This is a genomic window from Kiloniella sp., from assembly GCF_048259265.1.
Taxonomy (GTDB): Bacteria; Pseudomonadota; Alphaproteobacteria; order Kiloniellales; family Kiloniellaceae; genus Kiloniella.
Genome location: NZ_JBLXHT010000002.1, coordinates 209,987 through 235,375, shown reverse-complemented (window position 1 = coordinate 235,375; position 25,389 = coordinate 209,987). Strand labels below are relative to the sequence as shown.

Here is a 25,389-nt window from a genome sequence, read left to right as displayed (position 1 = left end):
ATAAGCCAATGAAACTAGCTTTTATATTAGCACGGAGGCCTTAATAGTGCCGGATAATTTCCTCATTTCGCGCCGTAATTTCATGATCATGCCTGCTTGCCTCGCTGCATTGAGTGCTTGCAAATTAGGATCTTCATCATCGGTGTTAAAAGTCGCCGGTCTCACCATGGGCACCAACTACTCTATAGTAGCAGTCGATCACACACAGGCTTTATCAGAAGATCAGCTACGTAAAGATATTGATTCAGCTTTGTTGCAAGTAAACACGCAGCTATCAAACTGGGACCCAGCATCTGAAATCTCACGTTTCAATGCCTCGACCTCAACCGACTCGGTTACTGTTTCACCTGCACTTGCGGAGGTTATGAATGCTGCCAATGCCGTTCACACCGCAAGCGACGGGCAGTTTGATGTTACTCTCGGTCCATTGATTGATCTGTGGGGCTTTGGTTCAGTAGGCAACACAACACAGACACCGACAGCAGAAGCAATTGAGACTGCACTTAGTGCGTCAGGTCAAAGCCGGACCTTACGTGTTTCTGATCAATCGCTTCAGAAACAAACACCTGAAACAGAAATTTATCTCTCTGCTATTGGCAAAGGTTATGGCGTTGATGTAATTGCCCGTAAGCTTGAGAGCCACGGCATCAAAGACTTTATGGTAGAGATTGGTGGCGACCTTTACACTGCGGGCCTCAATCCAGATGGTGCACCATGGCAAATCGGTATTGAGACACCAGATGCACATGACCGTACAATGCAAGAAGTTGTGGGCCTTTCAAACCTTGGCATGGCCACATCCGGTGACTACCGAAATTATTTCGAACAAGACGGTGTGCGTTATTCACACATCATCGACGCTCAAACTGGTCGCCCTATTACTCACACAACTGCGTCTGTAACAGTACTAACAGAAAATGCGATGCTGGCTGATGCTTGGGCAACTGCCATGCTTGTTCTTGGTAAAGAGCGCGGTCTGGAAATTGCAAATAATCTTGATATGGCCGTATTGTTCATTGAACGTGATAGCAATGCTACCCATACTAAGTTTATCACAACGCCAAGCACGCGCTTTAGCGACATGCAAGCTTAGAGATTGGATAACTAACCAGTGGCAACCTTCTTACTAGCATTCGGCATCTTAGCCCTACTCGTCCTAGGCATGGCCATTGGTGTTATTATGCAGGGCAAGACGATTAAGGGCAGCTGTGGTGGTTTAAACGCCATCAGTGGCGCTGATCATTGCTTGGTCTGCAATAAAGAAGTCGATCCAAACAGTCCTCTTCGAGACAGACTAAGTTGCCCGCGCGCACGAGAAAAACAGAATCAACCGAGCTAGATAACGAACAGACTTCCTCGTCAAAAAAATCCTCTCTAATTATCTGATTAGAGAGGATTTTTTTTATCTATTTTCTTGTAATAAAAAAATCTGGGTAATCTACTTACTAAGATCCTGTTGTGAGAGGCACAAATCCTAATATCAATAGGCAACTTGCTGCAACAAGGCCGGAAATCCACAGTTGCCAAGTCGGCCCTTCGGCTTTCCACACTCGGCGATATTTATAGCCAGCCATACAGGCGATTACGAAAATTAACGTCGCGCTCCAAGGGGCAAGAGTTATCGTGATCAAAAAGCAAGACTTCCCTAAGTAAATGATTTGTCTTATAGTTATTAAGCACAGACCATAATGACAATCAAGTCAGGATGCTTCTTATGCCTACAACCTACCAAGCACCAAGAAAAAGTGATAACCAGCAAAAAAAAACAGTTAGTCAGTCGGCTCAATCTAATTTTGCTGCCGGAACAGCCACAGTGCAAAATATTATCTCCAACAAAGGCGATGCTATTTTTTCGATTAACCCTCAAGATACTCTCGGAAAAGCAGTCGATCTGCTCAGCGAAAAACGGATCGGGGCCTTGGTTGTCTCTGACTCTGATGGCACTTTACTCGGGATTCTCTCAGAGCGTGATATAGTCCGGAAACTCGCAGAAACACCCGGGCGCACCCTGCCCCATAAAGTCGAACAAGTTATGACCTGCGAAGTAGAAGTATGCACTCGGGACGAAGCACTTGTATCCGTCCTCCGCCGCATGACAGATGGTCGCTTTCGACACATGCCAGTGTTAGAGAACCAAAAACTGTTTGGTGTCGTCACGATCGGTGATGTCGTGAACTATCGACTTAATGAACTAGAGTACGAGACCCTACAGCTAAAACAGCTGGTTGTTGGTTAAAGAGCGCTCGTCGAGAGGTTAAAACGTCACCGTCAGGAGAGCGCTTTATCATGATGATGTCTCTCTCCTCGAGCTACTTTCAATCCATCACCTTCACAGCAAGCCTGACGAACGTTTATTGTATTGATTGCAACTGGAAGCGCGCTCTCTTAATAGAACGATCAATCATAATGGAATGCCAGAATGAAATGCCGAAATGAAATGATCGTGTAAAAGCTTACAACGAACTTCTAGAACAGCTTTTGGCATTCGACATCGAAGGCGCAAGACATTGATTTATAAATGTAAAAACGGCGCTTCAATTATTTGAAGCGCCGTTTTAATTAAGACGTCTGGTGGGCGATGACAGGCTCGAACTGCCGACCCTCTCGGTGTAAACGAGATGCTCTACCAACTGAGCTAATCGCCCACCAGACGTCTCGTCTGATGAAGGAGCTTTTAAGGTGATTCGCGTTCCTTGGCAAGGGTAAAATTACACAAAATTGACAATAAACAAAAAAAAACCGGCTAGCTGATCGCTAACCGGTTTTTCATAAACAACTACAAACAGTTATTACTTGTTTACAGCGTCTTTCAAGCCTTTACCGGCTTTAAATTTAGGCTGCTTAGAAGCAGGAATCTGGATAACCTCACCAGTACGTGGGTTACGACCCTGAGAAGCAGCACGTGCTGCTACACTGAAAGTACCAAAACCAACGAGACGAACTTCGTCACCGCCAGTTAGAGCATCTGTTACAGCTTCGAATACACCGTCGATTGCTTTACCTGCATCGGCCTTAGATAGACCTGTTTTATCAGCTACAGCTGCGACCAAATCATTTTTATTCATGGTTGACCCCCCCTCTAATTATACGGGTAAGATTGAAAAAAAGTGTCTAACGACTTCTTGATTGTGGGGCAATTGTAGATCGCTAATGGCAGCGACGTCAATGCAAGAAACGTCCGAATCCCAAGGGTTTTGGTCGCATTTTATCTATCTTGCCCCACAAAAAGCACAACTAGTGCGTAATTACCCCTTCACGATCGCCTTCATGATGCTTTTCCGCATCACTTCCTTCGTTCCAATCCTCTATTGGCGTCAGATTCTCTGAAAGCGCCGCTTTAAGGACCTCATCGACCGTAGAACAAGGAATTACCTTGAGTCCCTGAAGAACATTATCAGGAATATCAGCTAAATCTTTCTCATTTTCCTGTGGGATAATGACCGTTTTGATATTTCCACGAAGCGCAGCCATCATTTTTTCTTTCAAACCGCCAATTGGCAGCACACGACCACGCAATGTTACCTCACCAGTCATTGCAACATCATGTCGAATCGGTGTTCCTGTCAAAACAGAGACGATCGACGTCACCATCGCCACACCAGCCGAAGGCCCATCTTTAGGAGTCGCCCCCTCTGGAACGTGTACGTGGATGTCTTTCTTATCGAATAGAGACGGCTTGATGCCAAATTCCAGACTACGACTCTTCACAAAATATTCTGCAGCCTGGATAGATTCTTTCATCACATCGCCAAGTTTACCCGTCGCAGAAACTTTACCCTTACCTGCAACAGTCACAGATTCGATGGTCAGGAGTTCACCACCAACTTCTGTCCAGGCAAGACCGGTAACAACACCGACAAGATCTTTCTGTTCAGCTTCACCGTAACGATAACGTTGAATACCAGCAAAATCACCAAGGTTATCAACGGTCACATGAACTGCATCCGTTGTACCCATCTCGATTTCTTTAACAGCCTTACGCAACAGCTTCGCAACTTCACGCTCCAGACTACGAACCCCTGCTTCTCGAGTGTAATGCTGTATCAATTTGCGAAGCGCTTCATCATCAATAGACCACTCTTCTTTTTTGATACCATGATCTTTTAACTGCTTTGGCAACAAATGTCGGATCGCAATCTGCAGCTTCTCGTCTTCGGTATAACCCGGGATTCGAATAATTTCCATACGATCCAACAACGGCTGTGGCATACGCAAAGAGTTTGCTGTCGTGACAAACATCACATCAGAAAGATCGTAATCAACTTCGAGGTAGTGATCGTTAAAAGTATTGTTTTGTTCCGGATCCAACACTTCCAACAACGCCGAAGAAGGATCGCCACGCCAATCATTGCCCAGCTTATCAATCTCATCTAACAGGAATAACGGGTTAGACGATTTAGCCTTCTTCATTCCCTGAATAACCTTACCCGGCATAGACCCGATATAGGTTCTGCGATGACCACGTACTTCGGATTCATCACGTACACCGCCCAAGCTCATACGTACAAAATTACGTCCTGTTGCCCGCGCAATCGATTTACCCAAAGATGTTTTACCAACTCCAGGAGGGCCAACAAGACAAAGGATTGGACCTTTGACTTTACGCATCCGCTGCTGAACAGCCAAATATTCCAAAATACGTTCTTTGACCTTCTCAAGACCGAAATGCTCTTCATCTAGAACTTTTCCAGCATTGGGAATATCTTTTTTGATTTTGCTGCGCTTTTTCCATGGAATAGAAAGCATCCAGTCAAGATAGTTACGAACTACCGTTGCTTCCGCAGACATCGGGCTCATGTTACGAAGCTTTTTCAGCTCCGCCGTAGATTTCTCTTTAGCTTCTTTAGTGAGCTTGGTTTTTTCGATCTTGTCTTCAAGTTCGGCAAGCTCATCGCGACCATCTTCGCCCTCGCCAAGTTCTTTTTGAATAGCTTTTAGTTGCTCATTCAAATAATACTCGCGTTGGGTTTTTTCCATTTGGCGCTTAACGCGATTTCTAATTCTTTTTTCGACTTGAAGAACGCCGATTTCGCCTTCCATAAAGCCGTAAATTTTTTCCAGACGTTCAGCAATTGTCTCGCATTCCAGAAGTTCCTGTTTTTCGGAAATCTTCAACGAAAGATGCGATGCAACTGTATCAGCAAGCTTACCAGATTCGTCGATTTGGTTAATTGAGACCAAAACTTCCGGTGGGATTTTTTTGTTCAGCTTAATGTATTGCTCGAACTGAGAAACCACACTTCTTGAAAGAGCATCAAGTTCTCTTTCATCACCCTCGTCATCGTCCAATGGCTCAGCTTCGGCCTGGAAGAAGTCTTCATTGTCAGAAAATTTCGTAATCTTCGCACGACGAACACCTTCAACCAGCACCTTAACGGTACCATCAGGCAACTTAAGCAATTGAAGAACCGTACCGATTGTACCTACGGTGTAGATATCAGACGGGCTTGGGTCATCCTGGGATGCGTTTTTCTGTGTCACAAGCAGTATCTGCTTGTCTTCTTTCATCACATCTTCAAGCGCACGAACAGATTTATCTCGTCCGACAAATAGTGGAACAATCATATGCGGGAAGACAACTATGTCACGTAAAGGGAGTACGGGATAAACATCACCGTGAGAAATTTCCAACATATATCCTCACAAGCTCGCTGGCTTAAAAACAGAGTCTAGGGGGTGATTTCTCACCCCCCATAAATATAAACAACTATATAGATAAGAACAGGTACATAACCTTCAAGGCATTATAAAAAATGACCCTTGAAAATTATGCGTCCGTGCCGGTCTCTTCCTTGCTATCACCATATATATAGAGAGGTTGCGCCTTACCGGTTACAACTTCGCTATTAATAACAATTTCTTCGACACCTTTAAGGCCTGGCAGCTCGTACATTGTATCAAGAAGAATACCTTCCATGATAGAACGCAGACCACGCGCACCGGTTTTCCGTTCAATTGCCTTTTCAGCAATTCCCAAAAGCGCACCCTCGGTAAAGTTCAGCGCAACATCTTCCATATCGAACAGACGTTTGTACTGCTTCACCAACGCGTTCTTTGGTTCGGACAGAATTTCAACCAATGCATCAGCATCAAGATCTTCAAGAGTTGCAACAACAGGCAGACGTCCAACAAATTCAGGGATCAAGCCGAATTTCAACAAATCTTCTGGCTCAACTTCGCGAAGGATGTCACCCATTCTTCGTTCATCTGGCCCGACGACATCTGCACCAAAACCGATGGATGATCCTTTGCCACGACCAGAGATAATTTTATCCAGTCCGGCAAAAGCTCCACCAACGATAAAGAGGATGTTTGTTGTATCAACCTGAAGGAATTCCTGTTGCGGATGCTTCCGTCCGCCCTGTGGCGGCACAGAGGCAACAGTGCCTTCCATGATCTTTAACAACGCCTGCTGAACACCTTCACCAGACACGTCACGTGTAATGGATGGGTTATCAGATTTCCGGCTGATCTTATCGACCTCGTCAATATAGACGATACCACGTTGCGCACGCTCGACGTTGTAATCAGCAGATTGTAGAAGCTTGAGAATGATATTCTCAACATCTTCACCAACATATCCTGCCTCAGTAAGCGTCGTCGCATCAGCCATGGTAAAGGGAACGTCCAGAATTCTCGCCAAGGTCTGCGCCAGAAGTGTTTTACCACAACCAGTTGGACCAACGAGCATAATGTTGGACTTGGCGAGTTCTACATCACCAGATTTATTCCCATGTGCCAGACGTTTGTAATGATTATGCACAGCCACAGAGAGCACTTTTTTAGCGTGCCCCTGTCCGATGACATAATCGTTTAACACATCACAGATATCCTGTGGCGAAGGTACCCCGTCACCAGATTTTACCAATGATGATTTATGTTCTTCACGAATGATATCCATACATAGTTCTACACACTCGTCACAAATAAAGACGGTGGGTCCCGCAATCAACTTGCGAACTTCATGCTGGCTCTTGCCGCAGAAGGAACAGTAGAGAGTATTTTTCGAGTCGTTATCGCTCGATTTTGACATTACGTATGAGCCTCGAAATCAATTCCCAATATTAGGTCATGTTGACAGACAGACCCGACCCGCACAATGGGAAAAATCCATGTTATAAGCAAAACACCTCGACAATTACCAATAAAGTACCTGTCTTTTATAATGAGGATAACAAAGCTTCGTTAATGAACTCTTCCCAGTGCCGATCAAATTATCAACTATTTAGATGCATCGCCTTTATCGCTAGCATCTGCTTCCCGGTGAGAAATAACCTCATCAATCAACCCAAATGTTTTAGCTTCATCGGGTGTCATAAAGTTATCGCGCTCCATACCCTGCTCAATTACTTCAATTGGCTGACCACAGTGGTCGGCATAAAGCTTGTTCAAGCGAGATCTGGTGTCGATGATATCTTTCGCATGAATCTCAATATCAGTTACCTGCCCCTGGAATCCACCAGAAGGTTGATGGATCATGATCTTGGAGTTTGGCAGGGCGAAGCGCTTGCCTTTAGCACCAGCCATCAACAACAAAGACCCTGCAGATGCGGCCTGACCAACACACACAGTGGAAACTTCGGGTTTAATGTATTGCATGGTGTCATACATCGCCAAACCAGACGTCACCACACCGCCAGGTGAGTTGATATAGAAAGAAATATCTTTCTTTGGATTATCTGATTCAAGGAACAGCAATTGAGCGCATATTAGGCTAGCTACCTGATCGTTTACTTGACCAGTTAGAAAGATAATTCGCTCTTTTAGAAGCCTTGAGTAGATATCATAAGAACGTTCACCACGGCTTGTTTGCTCAACAACCATAGGAACGAGTGTATTCATATATATATCGCGTGGATCACTCATAGCTTCCCCTCAACGTAATTCGCGTGTCACATATTAATTAACAAATTAAGCTCGTTAACTATATCTCACTAGAAAGTAATATGGGTTGCGCGAGAGATTCGCACAACCCATACAACACGTTTAGTTTTATTAAGGCGATCAGACCTTAAGCATCTGCCTTTTTAGCAGCAGCTTTTTTAGCGGGCTTTTTGGCCGGAGCTTTTTTTGCAGCTGCTTTTTTGGCAGGTTTCTTTTTTGTTACTGCTTCGTTTTCAGCTTCGATCTGCTTACGAAGATCATCAGGAGAAATGGATTTCTCAGTAACCTTTGCAAGATCAACGATGAAATCAACAACCTTGTCTTCGAATACTGGTGCACGAAGGTTTGCCAAAGCCTGTGGGTTCTTTTGATAGAACTCGAAAACAGCCTGTTCTTGACCAGGATAGTTACGTGCTTCCTGAAGAAGAGCAGCGTTCAGTTCTTCTTGAGTAACATCAATTTCATTCTTACTGCCAACTTCGGAAAGAAGAAGACCAAGACGAACGCGACGTACAGCAATGTCCTGATACTCAGCTTTTAGCTCGTCTTCAGACTTAGCAGCATCTTCTTCGTCAAGCTTGCCCTGCTCTTTGTCGGCTTCGATCTGTTTCCAGATACCGTCAAATTCAGATTCAACCATTGCTTCTGGAACATCGAAGTCATGGTTATCAGCAAGCTGATCAAGAACTTCACGCTTCAGATGAGAATGTGCGATGCGATCATATTCAGCTTTAACCTGCTCAGCAACACGCTCTTTAAGTTTTTCGAGGTTCTCTTCACCAAGCTTTTCAGCAAGCGCATCATCAACTTCAGCAGGAACGGTTTCTTCGATGTCTTTTACTTTAACTTCAAAGACAGCGTCTTGACCGGATAGCTTCTCGTTGCCGTAACCTTCTGGGAAAGTAACATTTACGGTTAGGTCATCGTCAACGTTCGCGCCAACAACCTGATCTTCAAAACCTGGAATGAACTGACCAGAGCCAAGCTCCAGTTTAAAATCATCGCCAGCCATGCCAGGAAGAGCTTCACCACCAACGGTGCCTTTAAAGTCGATTGTTACAACATCGCCTTCTTTAGCTTTACGCTTACGCTTAAGCGGCTGAGTAGTTTTGTGGTTTTCAGCAATACGACCAAGAGATTCGTCAACTTCCTTTGCAGGAACATCAACAGAAAGCTTTTCAAGGTTCAGTTTAGCGAAATCCATAGGCTCGATATCAGGGATGATTTCAAAAGCGATTGAATATTCGAGATCTTTACCATCATCAAAAGAGGTAACTTCGATTTTCGGTTGCATTGCAGGACGCAGGCTACGCTCGGAGATAACTTCCTGAGAGGTTTCGTTTACCAATGCTTCGAGAACTTCACCCATCACGGATTTACCGTAACGTTGCTTCATCAATTTCATTGGAACTTTGCCAGGACGGAAGCCTGGGAGCTTGACTTGAGAACTTAGCTCAACCAGACGACTATCGATTTTTGCGTCGATGTCATTGGCGGGAACGACCACCGTAAATTCGCGTTTCAGATTGTCCGCGTTTGTCTCAGTTACCTGCATTTGCCGGCGACGCCTTTCATTTTAACGTAAAAAAGACCTTGGAGGACAAAAGCAAGCTGCCCGGGCAGCGCTGGCCTTCCAGGGTCAAACAAATTAGTTTCGAGATGGTGCGGGTGAGAGGACTTGAACCTCCACGCCTCTCGGCGCCAGAACCTAAATCTGGTGCGTCTACCAATTCCGCCACACCCGCATTTCGTCTCGATTTGGAGGGGTTTAATACATCATTACGGAGGACGCAACTAAGACTTTTCAATTTTGTTATTTTTTTTTGATTTTCTTATCGCGGCTTTTACTAATTCGTCAAAAAACCCCAGAATACTGCCAATCTCTATTTTTTCATCAAGAGCCAAAAACATTTTTAAGAATCTCTGTTGTTCGTGCCACTGGATTCTGACGAATCTGTTCTTCTTCCTTTGCTAGATAATAAAACAGCCCTTCCAGCGCCTTAGAAACCGTATATTCAGTCAAATCAGCCTTCACATCAGGGACAAAAGGAATCGCTTTGTAGCTAGAAATCATTTCTTCGTAACTATTCACCGCACCAACTTCAGAAAGCGTGCGGTCAATAATCGGTTTAAATTTCGCTTTTAGCTCAGGAGTCATTTTCTCTTGAAAATATCTAGTCGCCTCATCATTGCGTCCTTCATAAATTCGGCGCGCATCTTCCAGCGTCATCTTAGAGATTGTATCAATAAAGAGTTCACGTGCCTCCACGGATGCATTTTCTGCACCGCGATTGAGCTTAAGCTCCAAATCATCTGCCATAGAAGACAAGCCAACGCTACGCAATGCCCCTTGAACTCGCTTTAGATTCTCTGGCAGAGGAATATGAATATTGCTGTCCCCATTAAAGCCGTCCTTTAAACTGACCTGATCAACCACACGGGATGACCCAACACGCAATGCTTCTTTCAAGCCAGTAGAAATCTCTCCTACACTCAAATCCCCCTGACTTTGTTCTCCTTGCTGCGCCTTCTCACCATTAAGGACTTTAAGGCCTTCGCTAAACAAGTCTGCCTGCACTGGCAAAGAAACAAGTGCAAGAGAAATAATAGCTGAAACTGTAATGGATTTTTTGAGCATCGATATATTCCGAACCTGATAAAAAATAACCTAACTGAAGTTAGGTTTTGTAGTTGTTTAGCTTAATTCTTACTCTTGATGTGAAGAGAGAAGCGTAGTGTCTCTAAACGAGAAAGAAGAACTAAGCTAAACATCTACATATATAACAGATTCGGAAAGCGCGTATATATACGTAAAACGTTAAACGCAAAGAAATCACACTCATCTAAGAAATATACAAAAGGCCCTGAACATTCAGTTCAAGGCCAAGTAATCATATTCCCGATTATTCCTTAAATGCTTAGAGCATTAAACCGCCTGGCAGTAACGCTCTGAAAAGCTAGAAAGGCCTAGTGTTCTAAAATCTTCAAATCCTGTGCTGGTATCACCATCAACAGAGATCGCAAAATGTACATGCGGAATTCCAAAGGTATCCTTCTTTACATTAATAACCTTAGCTGTTTCGACAACCCGATGAGGATTCACATAGCGATACTTGTGACCAACTTTGACTTCATCTGAATCGCGCTTGAACTTATATAGACTATCAACGAATGACATAATTAAACCCTAAATACGAACACTTTCTATACATGACAGTGCAAATAATCGCAGGTAGCTATTAAATAAAAGTAAATAAATAGATCAAAAATCACATATTTTTTTGTAACTCTAAGGGGTTACAGATTTATACTTATGACCCTCAACTCCTAAAGGGTTCAATACTCTTCCCAATACATGTAACAAGATCATCAGCAATCATAGTACTTCCGATCCTTTGCGCAGCATCACTATGCAGCCAGACACCAGCACAAGCAGCATCAAATAGAAACAACCCTTGCGCAAGTAACCCCGTAATAATACCAGCAAGCACATCTCCAGTGCCGCCCTTCGCCAACCAATAAGGCGCGTTAGTATTAATGACAGCCTGAGCATTTGGTGACGCAATAATTGTATCTACTCCCTTCAAGACAACAATACATCCAGCCGCTCTTGCAGCTTGACGCGCACGCTCTAGACGGCCCCCCTGAACCTCAGGAAAAAGCCTCTTAAACTCTCCTTCATGAGGCGTAATAATTACTTGATCATTCAACAAAGTTCGCAGTTGCTCTGGACTATCTTCGAAAACACTGATCGCGTCAGCATCAAGCACCAAAGGAACAAAAGCGTTCTCCAGCACAGAAGAAACAAGAGACTTGAAGGCATGCCCTCGCCCAGCCCCAGGCCCCAAAACAAAGGAGCTAATTTTTCTATTTTTCAAAAACGCCTTTAGCTCTTCAAGATTTTTATGCCCCTCTACCATAAGGCTTGGAGAAGTTAGCGCATAGATTAATCTGTCAGTATCAGAACTAAGAACTGTCACAAGGCCGGAACCAACCCGCACCGCCGACATCGCAGCCAATCGCCCCGCACCCGACATCTGGCCACCCCACACGAGACTATGGCCAAAATCGTATTTATGACGGCCATACTGATAGCGAGGGATCTGATCACACCATAGATCTGGATGATTTTCCTGACAGTTCAAAGACAAGCTGGCCGTAACTTCTTTTGGAATACCAATATCAGCAACGACAATTTCACCACACAAATCAGCACCAGGGTAAAGACAATGCCCGGTCTTTTTTAGAGAAAAAGTAACCGTTTTGTTCGCACGAAAAGCGACACTTCCAACAACCTCACCTGTATCACCGGATACACCACTTGGCACATCGACAGCAACAACACACTTCTCTCGCGACCACCCAACATAATTACAGCAATCACGATCAAGGGGACGTGTTAGCCCCGCCCCGAAAAGAGCGTCAATAATAACGTCTGCTTGCTCAAAGTTTTCCACACCAAGCTCACAAACAACACTTCCCTGCCACTCCAGAGCAAAATGCAGGGCATCGCCCTCAAATTCTGATATCGGCAACATTGAATAGAGTTGAACCTCATACCCCCGCTCTCTCAACACCGCGGCGGCGGCAAAACCATCCCCGCCATTATTGCCAGGACCACAGAGCACAAGCACCCGTCCCTCAGGAATGATATCACAAACAACCTGCGCAACAGCTTGCCCGGCATGTCGCATCAATGAAACTCCAGACACACCAGATTTTATCGCCAAGCTATCCGCTTGATACATATCGCGAACACTAAGAAGAGAATGATCACCCCTACACATCATCAAAAGCCATAATAGTTAGAGAAATATTTCTAACTATTATCATACCACGAGTGTCCTTTCAGGCATTGATATAGATGCGCCCAAGACCTAACAGCTGAGCAGAAAAGAAAAAACTATGCTGGCTGGCTTGCCAGCAACAAAACCCACACTAAAAAATCACCTTTTGGGATTAAATTTGGGCTTTGGCGCCAACAAACTACCAACACCAGTATAGCCTCGGGGGTTTTTCTTTGGCCTGAAGTTACGGTCATCCTTAAGCGGGCCAATCAATGCAACAACGTCCGCAGCAGCAGTCGTCTCTGCCGGAACAGGCTCTGGCCTTACCACAGGCTTTGGTTCTGGCTTAGGGACCGAAACCTCTACAACACTGGTAGACACCTCTTCAGAAGCTGCCTCTAAAGCAATAGCCAGGTCTGAATTTTCAATGGCCTGCTCCCCAATGACAGGCTGCGCGTCCGCCTCTTTCACTTCAACAGCTTTCAACTGAGCTAGTTCGGAAAGTTTATCAGATGCAGAGGCACTACCATTTCTTGCAGCTGCCTTATACCACTTTTCAGCCACTTGATTATCGACTGGAACGGACAGACCAAGGCGATAGACTTCGCCCAAGGCATATTGAGCACCAGAAACATTATTATTTGCCGATTGATGGAACCAAAAAACAGCGCGCTCAAAATTTTGCGCGACGCCTTCGCCACGGAAAAGGGCAAGTCCCAAATTATATTGCGCCATCGGATGATCCGATTCCGAAGCCATACGCCAATACCCGACGGCCTTCGCCTGATCGGACTCGACACCTTTACCCTGCGCATACAAACGGCCAAGATTGTTTTGAGCAGCAGCAACACCCTGACTCGCAGCAGCTTCGTACCACTTAATTGCTTCGAGATATTTTGGCTCGCTACCAAACTCTGGTGTTTCGTAAAGCTTCCCCAAACTGTATTGGGCTTTTCCGTGTCCATTCTCTGCTAACGGCAACCAGAATGACAAAGCAAGCGCATGATCTCCCTGTTCAAAGGCCGTTACACCGTTCAAATAATCATCTGCTTTTACGATATGTAACGGTGATAGTGTCATTACACTAACAAGAAGGACACGACTAAGGGTCTTACGCATACTATTGAAACCTACGAATCTAAATTACAGGTGTGAACCTACATATTAGATCAATATGGCTCAACAATGACCTTCACATTATGAACATTTATTTAGTTGAAAATTTATTTCAGGATCTTATTTGTTCCGGAACATCCTTATCCGGAAACAAAGCCAAACAGGTGTATTGGAGCAATTTTTCGCGATTACCTGAAGACATTATAACGCGTACACCGATCTGATTATCCCGTTGCCACATAACCTCACCTTGGAATTCGCCGGCAATGGAATGTGTCAGCGTAACTTCTTCACCGATATCAGCCCCTAGATTCCCCTTGAGACAAAATCCACCAAAAGACAAATCAGCGATGGTTGTCATAACCGCTTGACCGTCTCTATCAACAACTTTTAGGGAAATCGGTTCAGAAGTCGGAAATCTGGGAGCCTGGCGTCTATCTTCACCAGAGATCGCGTTATTTTCCATCACACATGCCTTCATCAATGAAACAATTATGTCAAATTAATGATAAATCAAAACAACCTAATCAGTCGTTAAGAAAATAATGGTCGAAAATAAAATATCTGTGATCGACCAGCCGGCTTGAGGCACAAAAAAAGCGGCAAACCAAATGGCTACCGCGCACACCTAAGACTTACATTGACATGGGGTGGCTGAGGGGACTTGAACCCCCGACCCCCGGTACCACAAACCGGTGCTCTAACCAACTGAGCTACAGCCACCACAAGGTCAACGAGGTAACGTATATTCGTTACCGATGAGCGAGCTTTTATACACATAGAGTGAAGCCGTCAAGCGCAACTGTACACACAAAGAAAATTGTTTTCACTCTCTTCTTGTTATTATGGACACCCACCAAGCCAGAATAAAAGTAAAACTCCCTTAAACCGTAATATATCGCTAATCGACAGACCCTATCAGGAATCAAGAATTTTCCCTTAGTTCTACCTTAACCTCATGAATAACGGATTCCTGACTCCGATCATATTCTCCGGCTTGGTAAGATCACCTGAACGCAAAAGCACTCACAAAGACCACAAGCCCCTTAGTATAAGCGATCACGGTCGAATCCTCACATCACTCAAATGACGTGAATATAATCAAATACCGCCCGCAAACCTAAATTTTAGGCACATAATGCACAAAAAAAAGGCACCCCAATCCAGAGCATTTTTTTATACCCCTAAAATTAGCCGTTTTAGAGTTGGCATGCATCATGCAACTAAGGGTGCATAACAATATGGACGAAAGAGCCGCCCCCTACTGATGCTGGAGCATTCGGACAAATGAAAAAGATCGAAGCGATCATTAAACCTTTCAAACTCGACGAAGTGAAAGAAGCCCTTCATGAAGTCGGCATTAATGGTATCACCGTTACTGAGGCCAAGGGTTTTGGCCGCCAAAAAGGCCATACAGAGCTTTATCGCGGTGCAGAATACGTTGTCGACTTTTTACCAAAGGTAAAAGTTGAAATTGTGCTTGAAGACGAACTGGCAGAGCGCGCTACCGAAGCAATACAACAAGCAGCCCAAACCGGCCGTATCGGTGATGGCAAAATTTTTGTTAGCCACATCGAAGAAGTAATACGCATAAGAACAGGCGAACGCGGCGGCGACGCCATCTAATCTAATCAAATAACAACACATCCCATAAAGAAAATACTTTACTACAAAGGAAAGAGCTTATGGCTGACGTAAAGAGCGTCCTTGATATGATCAAGGAAAACGAAGTTGAATTCGTTGATTACCGTTTTACAGACCCACGCGGAAAATGGCACCACATGACAATGTGTGCTTCTGCTGTTGGAGAAGACGAACTAGAAGACGGCATTTTGTTTGATGGCTCCTCCATCGAAGGCTGGAGAGCAATCAACGAATCAGACATGATCATCAAACCCGATCTTACATCCGCTGTTATGGATCCGTTTTCTGCACAGGCACAAATTATTTTAACCTGTACAGTATACGAGCCGGATTCAGGCCTACTTTACAATCGCGACCCCCGTGCAACTGCTGAACGTGCCGAAGCATATCTACAGTCCACGGGCATCGGAGACACTGTTTATTTTGGACCGGAAGCTGAATTCTTCGTATTTGATAATGTTCAGTTTGACACAAACAGCCACAGCACCTTCTTTCAGCTGGATGATGAAGAATCTCCACACATGAACCGTGCTGAAATTGATGGCGGCAACTCTGGTCATCGTCCTCGTATTAAAGGTGGCTATGTTCCTGTAGGCCCAGTTGATACTGGTATTGATCTTCGTGCTGAAATGACCACTGTGCTTAAAGCAATGGGCGTTGAAGCTGAAAAACATCACCACGAAGTCGCTCCATCACAACATGAGCTCGGCGTTAAATTCAACACACTTGTGCGCGCAGCTGACGAACTACAGATTTATAAGTATGTTGTACAAAACGTTGCACACGCTTATGGCAAGACAGCTACCTTTATGCCAAAGCCAGTTGCTGGCGATAACGGCTCAGGTATGCACTGCCACCAGTCAATATGGAAAGACGGTAAAGCAACTTTTGCAGGCGAAAGCTATGCAGGTCTTTCTGAAACTTGCCTGCACTACATTGGCGGCGTCATCAAACACGCAAAAGCACTTAACGCTTTCACAAACCCATCAACAAACAGCTACAAGCGACTTGTTCCTGGTTTTGAGGCCCCTGTACTCCTTGCTTATTCTGCACGTAACCGTTCTGCATCTTGCCGTATCCCACACGGCTCGAACCCCAAAACAAAACGTGTAGAAGTTCGTTTCCCGGATCCTGTTGCAAACCCATACCTGGCATTTTCAGCTCTTCTAATGGCTGGCCTTGACGGTATTCGTAACAAAATCCACCCTGGCGATGCGATGGACAAAGATCTCTATGATCTACCAGCAGAAGAGCTCAAAGACATCCCAACAGTTTGTGGATCTTTAAGAGAAGCTCTAGAAGCACTGGAATCAGACAACGAGTTCCTGCTTGCTGGTGACGTGTTCTCTAAAGATCAGATCGAAGCTTACATCAACCTTAAATGGGAAGAAGTACAGCGCTTTGAAATGACACCTCACCCTGTTGAGTTCGATATGTATTACAGCGCTTGATGCTGTAATATAATTGATTATCCCCAGGCTTCTTTTCTCGAAAGCCCTCATCTTCAAGGGATAATACATCAAACAAAAGCCCCCGAATGATCGGGGGCTTTTGTCATTTATAGGTAGTTCTATCTACGTAAATCACTCAATTACAACTGAACGAAATTATTCTTATCTCTTTAATCAGCTAGGTATGCCTTGGTGCACGGTCACTTCACATCCCCCGAAGTGACACCCCCCTTTGCACGGGGTGTATCTAGCACCCCCAATCAAACTGCCTGCCACGCACTAAGATTTAAGTTGCGACCAAGGCTTTATCTTTTCCTTCTGCCAAAAGACAAAGCCTCACCATTTCCGGTAAGCTTCTGACATCCAGCTTTTCCATTATTCTGGCGCGATGAACCTCAACTGTTCGAGTGCTGATACCCAACTCATAGGCAATGACCTTATTCAAAAGCCCAAGAACAAGCTTATCCAAAACTTCTTTTTCTCGAGGAGTGAGTTTTTCAATAACATCAACAGCATGAGCTCTAAGCTCTGATTCTTCTTGCTGCGCCTCGCTTTGCTGAAAAGCTGAAGTCACAATCTCGGTGATTTCCGTATCAGAGAATGGTTTTTCAACAAAACTAAAGGCCCCTGCCTTCATTGTTTCAACAGCTTTTGGAATATCGCCGTGACCAGAGATCATGACAACAACAAGATTACTATCTGATGCTTTAATTTGTTTAAGTGCCTCAACACCATCCATTCCGGGCATCCGTATATCCAAGAGGATACAACCAGAATGACCAAGCAGGTTTTCAGAAAAAAATTCTTCTGCTGATGCAAAAGTCTGAATAGAAGCCTCAAAAGAGGACGTACTTAATAGCAATTCAGTAGATTCACGTACAGCATCGTCGTCATCAATAATGTATATATACATATCGTCTCTCAGCAAAACCGTTTGAACTCTGCCTCATTCTACAACAAACTATCAAACAGGTATCTAAATATTCCAAAGCCTTCCAAGCATTATTTACAACAATAAGAAAGACAACAAGCTCTAGTTTGCTTTCCTGATCACAAGCAGAATAGATTTGATCCCGACAACCAGAAGACAGCTCGCGCTAGATTGCAAATAATATGATTATCGACCACAGTAAATGCTGACATTTGCGACCAAAGCCTTTTCGAAAACAACCACGATACTGGTGGCTGTTTTGTTTTGTGTGGTCGCCCTTAAAGTTTCAGATCCATGGGCCATAAGAATTCTGCGTCACAACACTTTTGATGTGTTTCAAAAGATAAGCCCAAATCAAGAAGAAACTCAGAATATTGTGCTGGTAGAGATTGATGAAAAGAGCCTCAAAGCAAAAGGGCAATGGCCTTGGCAAAGGAATATTCTTGCAGATCTTACTCATAAGATCCTACTGCAATCCCCACGCGCTCTGGCAATAGATATCGTTTTTCCTGAACCGGACAGAACTTCCCCCAGTCTTATCATTCAGAACAATCCGACACTCGCACAGCAATTAACGCCGCTTAAGCAGAACTTCCCCTCATATGATGACATTCTTGCCGATGCACTCAATGGCCATCCTGTTATTTTGGGCATGGCCACAGGTTATGGCACAGATCAGCGTGCCCCGATCGAAACAACAACAAGTATAAAAATGTACGGGGATGATGTCAGGTCGACCTTACCACAGTTTAACTATGTCCTCAGAAACATAGAGCAGCTCGAAAAGGCGACAACACAAGGTGTCAACAATCTGGCATCAGAACGAGACGGGATTATTCGACAGCTCCCCTTGCTATACAATGTAAACGGTACAATTATCCCGTCATTTGAGATAGAAACCCTGCGCGTCGTTAACAATGCAGACCAAATTGAATTAACGACAGAAAACAATAAGCTCAAAAGTATCAAATTAAATTCATTCGATTTGACCATGAGCAATCGAGGTAAACCCTGGATCTATTTCAGTAAAAATTCCGATTACATAAACGTATCAGCCTATGAAACACTTACAGACGCAACCGACGACACTCTTTTTAAAGATAAAATTGTCATTCTAGGGGTAACTGCCCTTGGTATAGCCGATCATACACTAACGCCAGTAGGATCAAGCTTGTCAGGCCTAGCAGTTCACGCTCAGGCTCTGGATAACATGCTGACCGACACACTCCTAACGCGTCCCTCCTCTTTCTTCTGGATAGAATTAAGTTACCTGCTTTTAATTGGTATCATTTTCCTTGTCGTTCACAAACGACACGGAGCCTTAGAAGTTACCGTTACATTTGCTGTTTTATGCTGGATAACCGTCCTTGCATCTTCTGGCCTGTTCGCTTTGAGATTAGAGCTCTTTGACCCTTCCCTGCCGATGATACTCACATTAATCATGTTTATGATTTCCGTTTCCACCGGTTTTGTAATGGAACAAACACGCAGGCGAGAAGAAGCCAGAATCGCTGCACAAATGGAACGCGAAAAAGAAGCACGGATCAGAAAACTACAAAATGAGCTACTTCACACCATCGGCAAAAGCTCAGTCCAGAAGCTTTCTTCATCTATTGCACACGAACTCAATCAGCCCCTTGCAGCCATTTATAACTTCACAAACGCAGCCAAAAAAATTCTGGATAAAGGCAATCTTGATCAAGAAACAATCAAACCTGTTTTAGAGAAAATTCTAAAGCAAGCTGACCGCGGGAATGAAATTCTACGAACAATCCGGGATGCAGCCGAAACGGGCAAGACCAGCCTGATGCCCCTTAATATAAACCAGATAATTATCGAAGAAATTGAATTACTCAATGATTCTGACTTAGGAGAGAAAGTTACCATAAACACAAACCTTGCCCCAAACATTACAAATGGCACAGCAAACGAAATTCAATTACACCAAGTCCTCCTTAACCTGATTCGTAATGCAAAACAGGCAACAGAAGAAGTCGATAGAAATAACCATGAAATACTAATTTCAACATGCGAAAACCCCAAAGGTATGATTGAGGTTGCCGTAAGCGATACAGGCCCAGGACTAACATCTGATCAGAAAAAAGATCTCTTCAAACCTTTCTTTACGACAAAAGAACAAGGCACAGGATTAGGCTTGGCAATCAGCCGCTCGATTATAGAAGCTTGGGGCGGTAATCTATGGGTAGAAGGCAACAAAAAAGGGGGAGCAACTTTCAAGTTTACTCTCCCCCTTCGTGACTAAAAGGTATTTGTAGTGTTTTAACGCAATACCATATCAACTCTACGGTTGAACGCTCGGCCACCTTGCCCTTCACCGCCACCAAGTGGATTTTCCTCGCCCAGAGATTTGATATCAATAGACCCACCATCGATCCCGTTCTCGATTAGCTTGTCCCGCAAATTACCCGCCCTGCGAAGGCCCAGCTCTTTATTGTAATCTGAAGCACCAATGGTGTCAGTATGACCAATAAGGCTGATATCCACAGTTTCTCTTGTGGCAATTTCAGCTAAAACGGATGCAAAAATCACATTTGATTCCTCTGTTAGCTCTGCGCTATCAAAGCCAAAGAAGAAGAAGAATGATAGTGGCTTTGGCGGTTGAGCTGCCTCTGTTTCAGCAACCAACTTGGCAACAATATCATTTGAAAGTTCTCTTGGTTTTTTAGGCGCTTTGTCATCTGGAATTTCTACGACGGTATTAACCGAAGAAATAGTTTGTACACCAGCATCGTTTCGAACACTGACTTCACCAACACTCCCATCTTCCTCTGGCAACAGAATAACATAGTTACCACGAGGCGCCGAACAGCCAGCCAGAACCAAGAAAAAAATAGATAATAGAAATTTGGATATAAATTTAGGCATTAAACGATCCCCCTTGTCCACTGACATTATTCTGCACGTACAAACATCTTAGTGCCCCGAACAGATATTGTTCCGGCAGGCGTTGATATTTGTAAATCCTCATCTGGGTTTTTAGTCAGCTTTGCGATAATGCCCGAAATATATAAAAGCGTTCCTTCAAAAAGCTGTACAGCAAAAGCTAGCTTTTTGTTATCAGGATCGAATTCAAAATTATTCAGTTTCAGGGAAGAATTACTCCCCAAAGAAACAAGGGTGTTATCTCGAAACGAAACCCCTAACGACGATTCATTACGCGTTTTAACAATGTCATTCTTGTACAAAGGGTCCCCGATTTGAAGAATCCGCTCGGCACCCGCACTTTCAACATAACAGGCACCATTTAGTACCTTTACATAAGCTATTGCATTTTCATCTGCCTGCACCACTGAAGTCGACGCAAACAAAAGCGACATAAAAGCCAATTTTAAAAATGACGAGCTTAATTTCCTGACAAGAAACATCGTTTCACAACCTTTTAGTTCTATAAAAAATTCAGGTACGTCTTAACGCAAATCAACCCTGTAATAACAAGTATCAATTCAACATCCTTGATATTACCATATTGTGTAATTCAACTTACATCAGTAACAAATATCAATCTAGAAGTATAAGAGAGTAGCTAAATATTTTCGAACAAAAGCCATCAAAAACATAATCTTTAAATTACGTACATATCAAAAAACCGTTGATGTAGAAATCTAAACATTATGCATAATACTGAAACAATACTTTAACCATTCCCATAAATATTACTCTGCACATTGCCTTAAAATTTGCCATCACAAGCAAAAGCTGAATTATATAAATAAAATCAACCATTAATGTAACATTATCAACTTACTTAAAGACACTTGTAAAATTACATGGTATTTTAATTAAAATTTATTCACAAATTTACATTACAGGCTTCGATGTATATTCCGCCTATCTACACACGGACGGGAACAATCATTACCCCTGAACTCCGCGCGGACCGGGGGCCAGCCTTTAAGCCTGCGACAGCCAACACAATAGAAGTACAGAAAATCAAAACCATAAATCCTGATAATTCTGGTAGTCAAAAATTACTCGCGCCGCCTACGGATGGCAGAGGAAGTCGAGTTGATATTTTGGTTTAGATAAAAAAGATCAGGATTTAAGCCTACCTAACTTAATAACGCAATCCAGAATACTTTGAAACAAGGCTTGTTAGGCACCAAACTTAGACAAAACACCGGCCCAGACATAACAAAAGCGCGGTCAAACGATCCGCGCTTTTGTTATGTGTCATTTATTGCAATAACTTATTAGGCCGCAATACCTTCCCGCCAAGCGGTAGAAGACTTGCATGTCTTGCAAATGCGTTCGCCAGGCCATTCGCTCACGAACTTTTCCCGACACTTCAGACAACTACGTTTTTTCTTTTCATACACCCGGTCAGAAACCGGCTTTGTATTGGACTGATCGCTCATTAATCCCTCCGTAGGATCCGGTAACTTAATATAACCTCAAGAACCGTAGTCCTAGGTAAATAGATAATTATTTAAGTTCTTCCGCGAAAAAAGCAGAAGAAGAAGGTCTCCAAAGCTCGTCAAGAGCCATCACTATCTGACACCCTATGGACAAATGCACAGGAAACAGAACTATTTAAAATCATAAAACAGCACTGTATCTATACATTTTGTGTAGCGTCTCAAATTGTGGCGATTCCGACAGTCGACTACATAGAGACTTATGTAGTAAGAAACGGAACGGAGACTCAAACAAAGGCACTTTGTGCATTGCACAAGTATTAAATAATGTAAGTGAGAAAAAAAATCAACTGCCGTTGTGTGAAATTTGACGATGTCAACGTATTTTTCCGTCGTTTTTTTGTAATATATTATTCCACAACGAAAGGTTTCACCTGTCCTCCGTAGCCATGTACGCTATCATGCGCCCTTATAAAAACTTTTTTTATGCTCTTTGGAATCTGAACGCCAGACAAAGATCTTGTAAAGGGTTGCTCATTCTCATGCGGATGGTGAAGAACACGTGTTGCTAAAATGGTTTCGTCTTCGGTGATGACCTCCCAACGGTTAGCGTAATGATCCCAACCTGTGTCATCATGACGCACCGTCACATCAAAGCTCCAACCACTATCGCCATCTTTGTAACCTTTAACATTAATAACATCTGCCTCGCCTGCAACCACAGGATTCAAAAAAGAAAAAAGCAATATGAGAGGCAACAGTACATAACGGATAATGGCAGGATTTTTTTGCATAACGTCCCCAAGAAGAATTCTATCTAACAATAATAGTTCGCTATCTATAACAGAGGCAATGCAGTAATGCTTTTCACAACCCGGTGAGTTTTATGAAATACAAAACCACAGATGTGAATCCAGTCACCGCCATCAAGCATCACCAAATTCAACTTTGCCCCACACCTTACCCTGTCGGAGTCTAGGCGATATACATCAGGAATAAAATGCTCTTGGGCGAAACAAAACGTGAATACACTATCATCTGGAACTTGCCTTAGCCTGATCATCAACACATAATGTTCCCATGTCAGATCTATTTCAGTCAGCCCCCACAAATGAAACCACGGTTGATTATTCAGCCAAGGATATTCAAGTTCTCGAAGGTTTAGAACCTGTTCGGCATCGCCCCGGTATGTATATCGGCGGCAATGATGAACGCGCCATGCATCATCTTGTTGCAGAGGTTCTTGATAATGCCATGGATGAAGCAGTTGCAGGGCACGCAACACGAATCGATATTGAACTTGGCTTGGATAACCACATAACAATAAAAGATAATGGACGTGGTATCCCCGTCGATTCCCACCCCAAATATACTGATAAATCTGCGTTAGAAGTTATCCTAACAACCTTACACTCTGGTGCGAAGTTTACACAGGACGCCTATGCAACGTCTGGCGGCCTTCATGGTGTTGGGGTTTCCGTCGTAAATGCTTTGTCTGATTCGATGTACGTTGAAGTAGCAAGAGATCGACAGCTTTACCGACAGGAATACAGCAAAGGTCATCCGCAAACTAAGCTGGAGTTGATTGGCAAAACCAACAATCGACGAGGAACGACAATTTCATTCCACCCGGACGCCGAAATTTTTGAGCCCGGTTGTAAATTCCAACCCGCCCGTCTCTACAAGATGACGCGATCAAAGGCCTACCTTTACAAAGGCGTTCAAATCCGTTGGACATGTGAACCTTCCCTTGTCGAGGGTAGTAATATTCCCCCAAGCGAAGTCATCCACTTCCCAAACGGCTTGAAAGACTTTATTGATTCACAGCTTGGCGAACGCCCTGCTCTAACATCTGAAGCCTTTGCAGGTGAAGCTGAGTTTTCTGATGGTCAGGGACGTGCGGAATGGGCCATTTGCTGGCCTCGAGACGAACAAGGCTTCGTCAATTCCTATTGTAATACCATTCCGACACCTGATGGCGGGAGTCATGAAAGCGGTATGCGCGCAGGCCTATTAAAAGGACTTAAAGCGTACGGCGAACTTACAGGCATAAAAAAAGCGGCCCAAATTACAGGAGATGATCTTCTAAACGGTAGCATTTCAGTTCTCTCTGTCTTTATCAGGGACCCGCAATTTCAGGGACAAACTAAAGATAGACTAGCCACCCCTCTTGCTGCGAAATTAACCGAAGCAACAATAAAAGATCATTTCGATCTTTGGTTGGCCAGTAACCCAGAAAGTTCCAGACTTTTGCTGGAACGTATTATTGAGCGCAGTGAAGATCGATTAAGAAGAAGACAAGATAAAGAAACAAGTCGGAAAACTGCGACGCGTAAAGTTCGCCTGCCCGGAAAACTTGCCGACTGTAGCAGCAACAGATCAAACGATACTGAAATCTTCTTGGTAGAGGGCGATTCAGCTGGTGGCTCTGCCAAGCAAGCACGTGACAGAAAAACACAGGCGATTCTTCCCCTTCGTGGAAAAATTCTGAACGTAGCCTCTGCAACAGCGGATAAAATCAAAGCAAACCAAGAGATCGCAGATATTAGCTTGGCACTAGGCTGTGGCACCAAAGGCCAGTTCGATAAAGACAAGCTTCGTTATGAACGCGTCATAATCATGACTGATGCCGACGTTGATGGTGCTCATATTGCTTCGTTGCTAATGACTTTCTTCTATCAGGAAATGCCTGGTCTGATCGAAAGCGGTCATCTCTTTCTGGCAATGCCACCGCTTTATCGTCTTACGCAAGGCAGTAAAACGGTCTATGCCATGGATGACGAGCATCGAGTTGAACTGGAAAAAACTGAACTGACTGGACGCGCGAAAATCGAAGTCAGTCGCTTTAAAGGTCTTGGTGAAATGCCACCTCGACAACTTAAAGAAACAACAATGGACCCATCCAAAAGAGTCCTCTTGCGCGTTACCGTTCATCACAATGATGATTTTGATCCTGCCGAAAGCCAAAGAGCCGCAGCGGACAGAGTAAATTGCCTAATGGGTAAGAAACCGGAACTGCGGTTTAACTTTATCCAGGACAACGCAAAGTTCGTTTCAGATATCGATATCTAATATAAACCAAGCCATTCTTTAATAAAAAAAGCACTGCCATTCATCTCGATGGCAGTGCTTTTTTTATTTGAATTATGGTTGGCTCAATATGCGATAACCCCGACTTTGCCCCTTTTTTGTCACAAAGC

At 43.9% G+C, this 25,389-nt stretch carries 22 protein-coding genes and 3 tRNA genes; 8 read left to right on the top strand and 17 right to left on the bottom strand.

What is annotated here, in order from left to right:
• The first annotated feature begins 46 nt into the window (after positions 1 to 46).
• The 3 genes from ACN0QW_RS04280 (at position 47) to ACN0QW_RS04270 (ending at position 2,236) form a co-directional block, all read left to right on the top strand.
• Positions 47 to 1,093, top strand: coding sequence for an FAD:protein FMN transferase (locus tag ACN0QW_RS04280; protein WP_417429077.1), 1,047 nt, complete (start codon positions 47 to 49; stop codon positions 1,091 to 1,093).
• A 69-nt stretch (positions 1,094 to 1,162) separates the two neighbouring features.
• On the top strand, positions 1,163 to 1,339 hold the full coding sequence (gene nqrM / locus ACN0QW_RS04275) for a (Na+)-NQR maturation NqrM (protein ID WP_417429656.1): 177 nt from the start codon (positions 1,163 to 1,165) through the stop codon (positions 1,337 to 1,339).
• A 375-nt stretch (positions 1,340 to 1,714) separates the two neighbouring features.
• Positions 1,715 to 2,236 (top strand): CBS domain-containing protein, encoded by a 522-nt coding sequence (locus ACN0QW_RS04270; RefSeq protein ID WP_417429075.1) that lies wholly within the window; start codon positions 1,715 to 1,717, stop codon positions 2,234 to 2,236.
• Positions 2,237 to 2,569: 333 nt separating this feature from the next.
• On the opposite strand, the gene ACN0QW_RS04265 is transcribed toward ACN0QW_RS04270, so the two are convergent.
• From ACN0QW_RS04265 to ACN0QW_RS04205, 13 genes are all read right to left on the bottom strand, one after another.
• A tRNA-Val gene (locus tag ACN0QW_RS04265) sits at positions 2,570 to 2,645 on the bottom strand.
• A 144-nt stretch (positions 2,646 to 2,789) separates the two neighbouring features.
• Entirely contained in the window at positions 2,790 to 3,065 is a 276-nt protein-coding gene (locus ACN0QW_RS04260; protein ID WP_046505047.1) for an HU family DNA-binding protein, read from the bottom strand.
• 169 nt (positions 3,066 to 3,234) lie between these two features.
• Positions 3,235 to 5,634 (bottom strand): endopeptidase La, encoded by a 2,400-nt coding sequence (lon, locus tag ACN0QW_RS04255; RefSeq protein ID WP_299373923.1) that lies wholly within the window; start codon positions 5,632 to 5,634, stop codon positions 3,235 to 3,237.
• 133 nt (positions 5,635 to 5,767) lie between these two features.
• Positions 5,768 to 7,033 carry an ATP-dependent Clp protease ATP-binding subunit ClpX gene (clpX, locus tag ACN0QW_RS04250; protein WP_047763630.1) on the bottom strand — a complete coding sequence of 422 codons (1,266 nt, stop codon included), beginning with the start codon at positions 7,031 to 7,033 and terminating at the stop codon, positions 5,768 to 5,770.
• A gap of 188 nt (positions 7,034 to 7,221) precedes the next feature.
• On the bottom strand, positions 7,222 to 7,866 hold the full coding sequence (gene clpP / locus ACN0QW_RS04245) for an ATP-dependent Clp endopeptidase proteolytic subunit ClpP (protein WP_299373927.1): 645 nt from the start codon (positions 7,864 to 7,866) through the stop codon (positions 7,222 to 7,224).
• Between the two features lie 145 nt (positions 7,867 to 8,011).
• Positions 8,012 to 9,439: a trigger factor gene (gene tig, locus ACN0QW_RS04240; RefSeq protein ID WP_417429072.1), complete on the bottom strand. Its 1,428-nt coding sequence runs from the start codon at positions 9,437 to 9,439 to the stop codon at positions 8,012 to 8,014.
• A 105-nt stretch (positions 9,440 to 9,544) separates the two neighbouring features.
• A tRNA-Leu gene (locus ACN0QW_RS04235) sits at positions 9,545 to 9,629 on the bottom strand.
• Positions 9,630 to 9,778: 149 nt separating this feature from the next.
• Positions 9,779 to 10,522, bottom strand: a complete 744-nt coding sequence (locus tag ACN0QW_RS04230) for a DUF4197 domain-containing protein (RefSeq protein ID WP_417429070.1) — start codon at positions 10,520 to 10,522, stop codon at positions 9,779 to 9,781.
• A 288-nt stretch (positions 10,523 to 10,810) separates the two neighbouring features.
• Entirely contained in the window at positions 10,811 to 11,062 is a 252-nt protein-coding gene (locus ACN0QW_RS04225; RefSeq protein ID WP_417429068.1) for a hypothetical protein, read from the bottom strand.
• A gap of 142 nt (positions 11,063 to 11,204) precedes the next feature.
• A complete protein-coding gene (locus ACN0QW_RS04220) occupies positions 11,205 to 12,674 on the bottom strand; it encodes an NAD(P)H-hydrate dehydratase (RefSeq protein WP_417429066.1) in 1,470 nt (489 codons plus the stop codon).
• A gap of 156 nt (positions 12,675 to 12,830) precedes the next feature.
• Entirely contained in the window at positions 12,831 to 13,790 is a 960-nt protein-coding gene (locus tag ACN0QW_RS04215; protein WP_417429064.1) for a tetratricopeptide repeat protein, read from the bottom strand.
• A 109-nt stretch (positions 13,791 to 13,899) separates the two neighbouring features.
• On the bottom strand, positions 13,900 to 14,253 hold the full coding sequence (locus ACN0QW_RS04210) for a PilZ domain-containing protein (protein ID WP_417429062.1): 354 nt from the start codon (positions 14,251 to 14,253) through the stop codon (positions 13,900 to 13,902).
• 180 nt (positions 14,254 to 14,433) lie between these two features.
• Positions 14,434 to 14,510 (bottom strand) — tRNA-His (locus tag ACN0QW_RS04205).
• A 564-nt stretch (positions 14,511 to 15,074) separates the two neighbouring features.
• On the opposite strand from ACN0QW_RS04205, the gene ACN0QW_RS04200 reads away from it, so the two are divergent.
• Both ACN0QW_RS04200 and glnA read left to right on the top strand, forming a co-directional pair.
• Positions 15,075 to 15,413: a P-II family nitrogen regulator gene (locus ACN0QW_RS04200; RefSeq protein WP_085900312.1), complete on the top strand. Its 339-nt coding sequence runs from the start codon at positions 15,075 to 15,077 to the stop codon at positions 15,411 to 15,413.
• Positions 15,414 to 15,472: 59 nt separating this feature from the next.
• Positions 15,473 to 16,882, top strand: a complete 1,410-nt coding sequence (gene glnA / locus ACN0QW_RS04195; RefSeq protein WP_417429060.1) for a type I glutamate--ammonia ligase — start codon at positions 15,473 to 15,475, stop codon at positions 16,880 to 16,882.
• A gap of 286 nt (positions 16,883 to 17,168) precedes the next feature.
• Here glnA and ACN0QW_RS04190 read toward each other — a convergent pair whose 3' ends face one another.
• On the bottom strand, positions 17,169 to 17,795 hold the full coding sequence (locus tag ACN0QW_RS04190) for a response regulator transcription factor (RefSeq protein WP_417429058.1): 627 nt from the start codon (positions 17,793 to 17,795) through the stop codon (positions 17,169 to 17,171).
• Positions 17,796 to 18,015: 220 nt separating this feature from the next.
• Between ACN0QW_RS04190 and ACN0QW_RS04185 the strand changes: the two genes are divergently transcribed.
• On the top strand, positions 18,016 to 20,076 hold the full coding sequence (locus tag ACN0QW_RS04185) for a CHASE2 domain-containing protein (RefSeq protein WP_417429056.1): 2,061 nt from the start codon (positions 18,016 to 18,018) through the stop codon (positions 20,074 to 20,076).
• A gap of 17 nt (positions 20,077 to 20,093) precedes the next feature.
• On the opposite strand, the gene ACN0QW_RS04180 is transcribed toward ACN0QW_RS04185, so the two are convergent.
• Positions 20,094 to 20,699, bottom strand: coding sequence for an OmpA family protein (locus tag ACN0QW_RS04180; protein ID WP_417429054.1), 606 nt, complete (start codon positions 20,697 to 20,699; stop codon positions 20,094 to 20,096).
• A 26-nt stretch (positions 20,700 to 20,725) separates the two neighbouring features.
• Entirely contained in the window at positions 20,726 to 21,151 is a 426-nt protein-coding gene (locus ACN0QW_RS04175) for a FecR family protein (RefSeq protein WP_417429052.1), read from the bottom strand.
• 498 nt (positions 21,152 to 21,649) lie between these two features.
• On the opposite strand from ACN0QW_RS04175, the gene ACN0QW_RS04170 reads away from it, so the two are divergent.
• Positions 21,650 to 21,856 carry a hypothetical protein gene (locus ACN0QW_RS04170; RefSeq protein WP_417429050.1) on the top strand — a complete coding sequence of 69 codons (207 nt, stop codon included), beginning with the start codon at positions 21,650 to 21,652 and terminating at the stop codon, positions 21,854 to 21,856.
• Positions 21,857 to 22,599: 743 nt separating this feature from the next.
• Here ACN0QW_RS04170 and ACN0QW_RS04165 read toward each other — a convergent pair.
• Complete coding sequence (locus tag ACN0QW_RS04165; protein ID WP_417429048.1) at positions 22,600 to 22,983, bottom strand: hypothetical protein; 384 nt, start codon at positions 22,981 to 22,983, stop codon at positions 22,600 to 22,602.
• Positions 22,984 to 23,269: 286 nt separating this feature from the next.
• Here ACN0QW_RS04165 and parE point away from each other — a divergent pair, with 286 nt between their 5' ends.
• Entirely contained in the window at positions 23,270 to 25,261 is a 1,992-nt protein-coding gene (gene parE / locus ACN0QW_RS04160) for a DNA topoisomerase IV subunit B (protein ID WP_417429046.1), read from the top strand.
• Positions 25,262 to 25,389: the final 128 nt, after the last annotated feature.